Source organism: Candidatus Syntrophosphaera sp. (genome assembly GCA_019429425.1).
GTDB lineage: Bacteria > Cloacimonadota > Cloacimonadia > Cloacimonadales > Cloacimonadaceae > Syntrophosphaera.
Genome location: JAHYIU010000120.1, coordinates 1 through 4298 on the forward strand (window position 1 = coordinate 1; position 4298 = coordinate 4298).

General features: G+C 53.7%; 5 protein-coding genes. 4 read left to right on the forward strand and 1 reads right to left on the reverse strand.

Annotated elements, in window-relative coordinates:
- Nucleotides 1-1230 (reverse strand): DEAD/DEAH box helicase family protein (locus K0B87_09320; GenBank protein ID MBW6514934.1); only part of this gene is annotated, 1230 nt, incomplete at its 3' end.
- Nucleotides 1231-1433: 203 nt separating this feature from the next.
- Between K0B87_09320 and K0B87_09325 the strand changes: the two genes are divergently transcribed.
- The 4 genes from K0B87_09325 to K0B87_09340 form a co-directional block, all read left to right on the forward strand.
- Nucleotides 1434-1757, forward strand: coding sequence for a hypothetical protein (locus K0B87_09325; protein MBW6514935.1), 324 nt, complete (start codon nt 1434-1436; stop codon nt 1755-1757).
- Nucleotides 1754-2158: a nucleoside-diphosphate kinase gene (locus K0B87_09330; GenBank protein MBW6514936.1), complete on the forward strand. Its 405-nt coding sequence runs from the start codon at nt 1754-1756 to the stop codon at nt 2156-2158. Before K0B87_09325 ends, K0B87_09330 begins: the two co-directional genes overlap by 4 nt.
- Nucleotides 2159-2522: 364 nt before the next feature.
- On the forward strand, nt 2523-2951 hold the full coding sequence (locus K0B87_09335; protein MBW6514937.1) for a hypothetical protein: 429 nt from the start codon (nt 2523-2525) through the stop codon (nt 2949-2951).
- A gap of 30 nt (nt 2952-2981) precedes the next feature.
- Nucleotides 2982-4298, forward strand: a 1317-nt coding sequence (locus tag K0B87_09340; protein ID MBW6514938.1) for a hypothetical protein, incomplete at its 3' end; no start/stop codon positions are given.

A 4298-nucleotide genomic window follows, 5' to 3' on the forward strand; every position in this document is an offset into this window, starting at 1 on the left:
CACCTGTTCGACGATCTCGCCCTGGGTGAGGCCAAGCTCGTAATCCGCCGGAGTGGCCGAAACAAAGATCACATTGCGTAGATAGCTTTCAAACTCCTCAAAGCGCAGGGGCCGGTTGTCAAAGGCCGAGGGCAGGCGGAATCCGTAATCCACCAGGTTTTTCTTGCGGGTGTAATCCCCGCCGTACATTCCGTGCACTTGGGGGATGGTGACGTGCGATTCGTCGATGATAAAGAGGAAATCCTGGGGAAAGTAGTCCAGCAGGCAGTTGGGAGGCTGTCCCGGAGCCGCGCCGGTCAGATGGCGCTGGTAGTTTTCGATGCCTGAGCAGTAGCCAAGCTCGGCCAGCATCTCCAGGTCGAACTTGGTGCGGGACTGCAATCTGTCAGCTTCCACCCAGCGCTCGTTTTCCTTGTAAAACTTAACCCGCTCTGTCAATTCCTGCTCGATGGAGACCAAGGCGTTATGCAGTTTGTCCTCGCTCATGATAAAATGCACCGCCGGGTATATGGGATAATCCGAAACCTCGCCCAAACTCTGGTAGGATATGGGATGCAGCTTTTCCAGCCGGGAGATCTCTTCGCCGAAAAACTCCACCCGCAGGCAGTGTTCCAGATAGGCTGGATAGATGTCCACGATATCGCCGCGGACCCTGAAAGCTCCGCGCTCGAAAGCGATGTCGTTGCGGCTGTAATGGGCGGTCACCAGTTTTTGCAGCAGCTCGTCGCGGTCCATTTTCATGCCCACTTCCACCCGGATCAGCGCCTCGCGGTATTCCTCCGGCACGCCCAGGCCGTAGATGCAGGAAACCGAGGCCACGATGATCACGTCACGCCGCTCCATCAGGCTCATTGTGGCGCGCAGGCGCAGTTTTTCGATCTGCTCGTTGATGTCCGAATCCTTTTCAATATAGATGTCCTTGCCTGGGATATAGGCTTCCGGCTGGTAATAATCATAATAGCTGATGAAATACTCCACCGCGTTTTCCGGGAAAAGCTGCTTCAGTTCGCCATAGAGCTGGGCGGCGAGGGTCTTGTTGTGCGAAAGGACCAGGACAGGGCGGTCGAATTTGGCGATCACGTTGGCAATGGTAAAGGTTTTCCCGCTGCCCGTGACCCCCAGCAACACCTGGTAGCGCTTATCCTCGCGGATCCCCTCTGCCAGAGCCTCGATCGCCTCAGGCTGGTCGCCGCTGGGCTGATAATCCGTGACTAATTTGAAGATTCCCATTTCTTCCGATCTCCATCTGGAAAATTTTTTGTTTTCATATCCTCTCAGTCCATGCTGCTGCTGATATTCCGGATTCTCTCCCGGACCATGGGAAAGCGCCTGGCTGAATATTTCACTTGACTTTTAGCATTTCTGAGAAAGCGTGGACACCAGAAAAGCGAAACCCTTGATTTTGTCGAGAAAATAAACACTGGAGATATAAAATGCCAGACTTCGAGAACTTTCAGGTCAATTACGAAAACCTGCTCAAGATGGGCTATGCGGTTGTGGATGTGCGCCACAAGGATTATGACGTTTGCAACGACAGCCTGAAGCTGGTCATCGCCCGCGTGGACGCAGACCGGGACGAGTTTTACCAGGACATGCTCAAGCAGTATACGACAGTGGAATTCAAAGCCAACGAGGTCTATGAGATCTGGACCGAGATCCTGACCCACAAGATCAGAATGAGCCGGGTCCTCAACCGCGACATCGCCATCAAAGTTGCCGCTCTGGACTATATCGAGACCGTCTACAGAGCCAAATGAGCCAGCGCAGCCTGCTGCTGATCAAGCCGAACGCGGTGTTGCACCATCATGTTGGGCATGTCATATCCATTTTGGAAGAGGCGGGATTCGAGCTCGATCAGATCAAAGAATTCCAGTTCACGCCAGAAGCTGCGGCAGTTTTTTATGAGGCCCACAAAGGCAAGGGCTTCTACGAGCGCCTCATCGCCTTCATGTGCTCCGGTCCCACGATCGCGCTCATCGTGGAAAAAGACAATGCCGTGGAGGACCTGAGAGAGCTGATCGGAGAGGTCGACCCGGCCCGGCGAAAGCCAGGCACTATACGTGACCTCTACGCGGAGGGAGTGACCGAAAACGCGGTGCATGCTTCGGACAGCCTGGACAACGCGGAGAGGGAGATAGCCCTGCTTTTTGCAGAGTAGGTTCTGAGCAGAAACATAGCGAAACAAACGGGCGGGGTATCTTAACAAGGTTCCGGGGCTTGGACTTCATATTTCGGTTGGCATTTTTTCTCCCTGAACAAGTTTTTAACGCTCTCTGAATCCAGGCTCTGCTGAACGGCGCTCAGGTTTGTGGAGATTTTTCCACATATTCGGAGAAAAGCTACCCCAAAAACGAGAAATTCCCCTTGACACCAACTTACAAACTTACCCGATGATAAAGCCAAACTCAAGATAGTGTGCAATTCCTCAAAACTTTTGGATTATTGCGGATATCCTTGTACGGACATGCCGCGCCTCAGCTTCATCAACGGGTTCTTGAACATAACACAAAAGGGAGGTAGTTATGAAGATCTCAGCGTTGATACTGGCACTTCTGGCAGTTTGCATATTCCTTTCCAGCGCGCCCCTGCGCGACATCCCCACCGAGCTTGAACAGCCGGACGGCAGCATCTATCCCTGTTTCATGACCGGGGACGAGTATTATCACCGCGCCCACGACGCCAATGGCTACACGATCATCCAGGATCACTCGACTGGATGGTTCGTTTACGCCGTGAAAGGAGATCGGGAACTGGCCCCCAGCCCCTACATTCCGGGCAGGGACGACCCGGCGGCACAGGGCATACCGGCCAATCTGCTGCCTGACGCATCCATAATCAAACAAAGGTTCGAAACTTTCCGCGGTCCCGGTGGAGATCGATACGGGCGTTCTCCTACAACGGGTACCGTGAATAACATCACGATATTTGTCCGCTTCTCGGATCAGCCGTAATTTCCTGATGCCCCCAGCTACTATGACAATATGTACAATTCCACCAGCGGGGTATCGCTAAAGGGATTCTTCCTGGAGGAAAGCAGCAACCAGCTGATCGTGAATTCCACTTTCTATCCGCCTCCCGTGGGTGGAACCATCTTATCCTACCAAGACCCCAATCCCCAAGCCTATTACATGGATAACTACGGCGGCACCAATCCCATCGGCTATACAAGCTGGGACGAGGGTTATTACCGCCTGCACCTGATGCTGACCAATGCGGTGGTCTTTGTCGCGGGTTCAGTATCACCCAGCCTGAATATAGACGCGGATAACGACGGTTCGATCGACAACCTGAGCTTCATCTGCATGGGCGGGCCAACCGCTTGGAATGAAGCCTTGTGGCCCCACAACTGGGTGCTGGACTCTTACCATCTGAACCCTCTGTTTCCCTCCTACAACTCTCCTTTGGTCTATATCAACGGCAAAATGGCGGACGAATACGACTTCCAATTGCGGGACGTGATCGATCCAGCGGTCATCGCCCATGAATTTTCCCACACCCTTGGTTTTCCTGAACTCTATCATTACACTTGGGATGGGATCGATCCCTGCGGCTGGTGGGACCCCATGGACTTTTGCCAAGGCAACCCTCAGCACCACCTGGCCTATATGAAATGGAGATACGGGGGCTGGTTCCCTTCAATACCCACCCTGCCAGGGCCGGGTGACTACACTCTGACCTCGATCGACACCAATCCCTTCAGTTGTTATTGGCTGCCGCTTTCTCCAAATGAATGGTATGTGGTGGAATACCGCAGGCAAAACGGTTTGTATGAATCGACCCTGCCCGGATCGGGCCTGATCGTGTACAGGGTCCGAACCGATCTGTATCCTTGGGGGAATGCCGGAGGCCCACCGGACGAAGTTTATGTGTATCGATTGGGAGGATCGCCCACCAGCAACGGTTTTGTGAATGCCGCCAATTTTGGTCTGGATATAGGCCGCACGGCGATCAATATGTTCACAGACCCCTATCCCTTCGATTCCTGGGGCGGGCCCGGCAATTTGATCCTCCATCACGTGAGCAGCACAGGCGGGACCACGATCAACTTCACCATCGGAGCCAGCATACCCAACGTGTGGGTCGGATATGTGAATAATGCCTGGGAAATAGGTGGAAACTGGAGTAAGGGTACGGTTCCCACAGCAATGGAGGAAGCCATCATTACGGGCAGCAATTTCGGCATGCCCCATCCTGTGGTCAGCCAACCTGGACAGGTCTGCGGAGACCTGCGCGTCGAAACCCCAGCCCATATGATGATAAACCTCCAGATCAACAATCCCGGGTCGCTGGTTTCCACC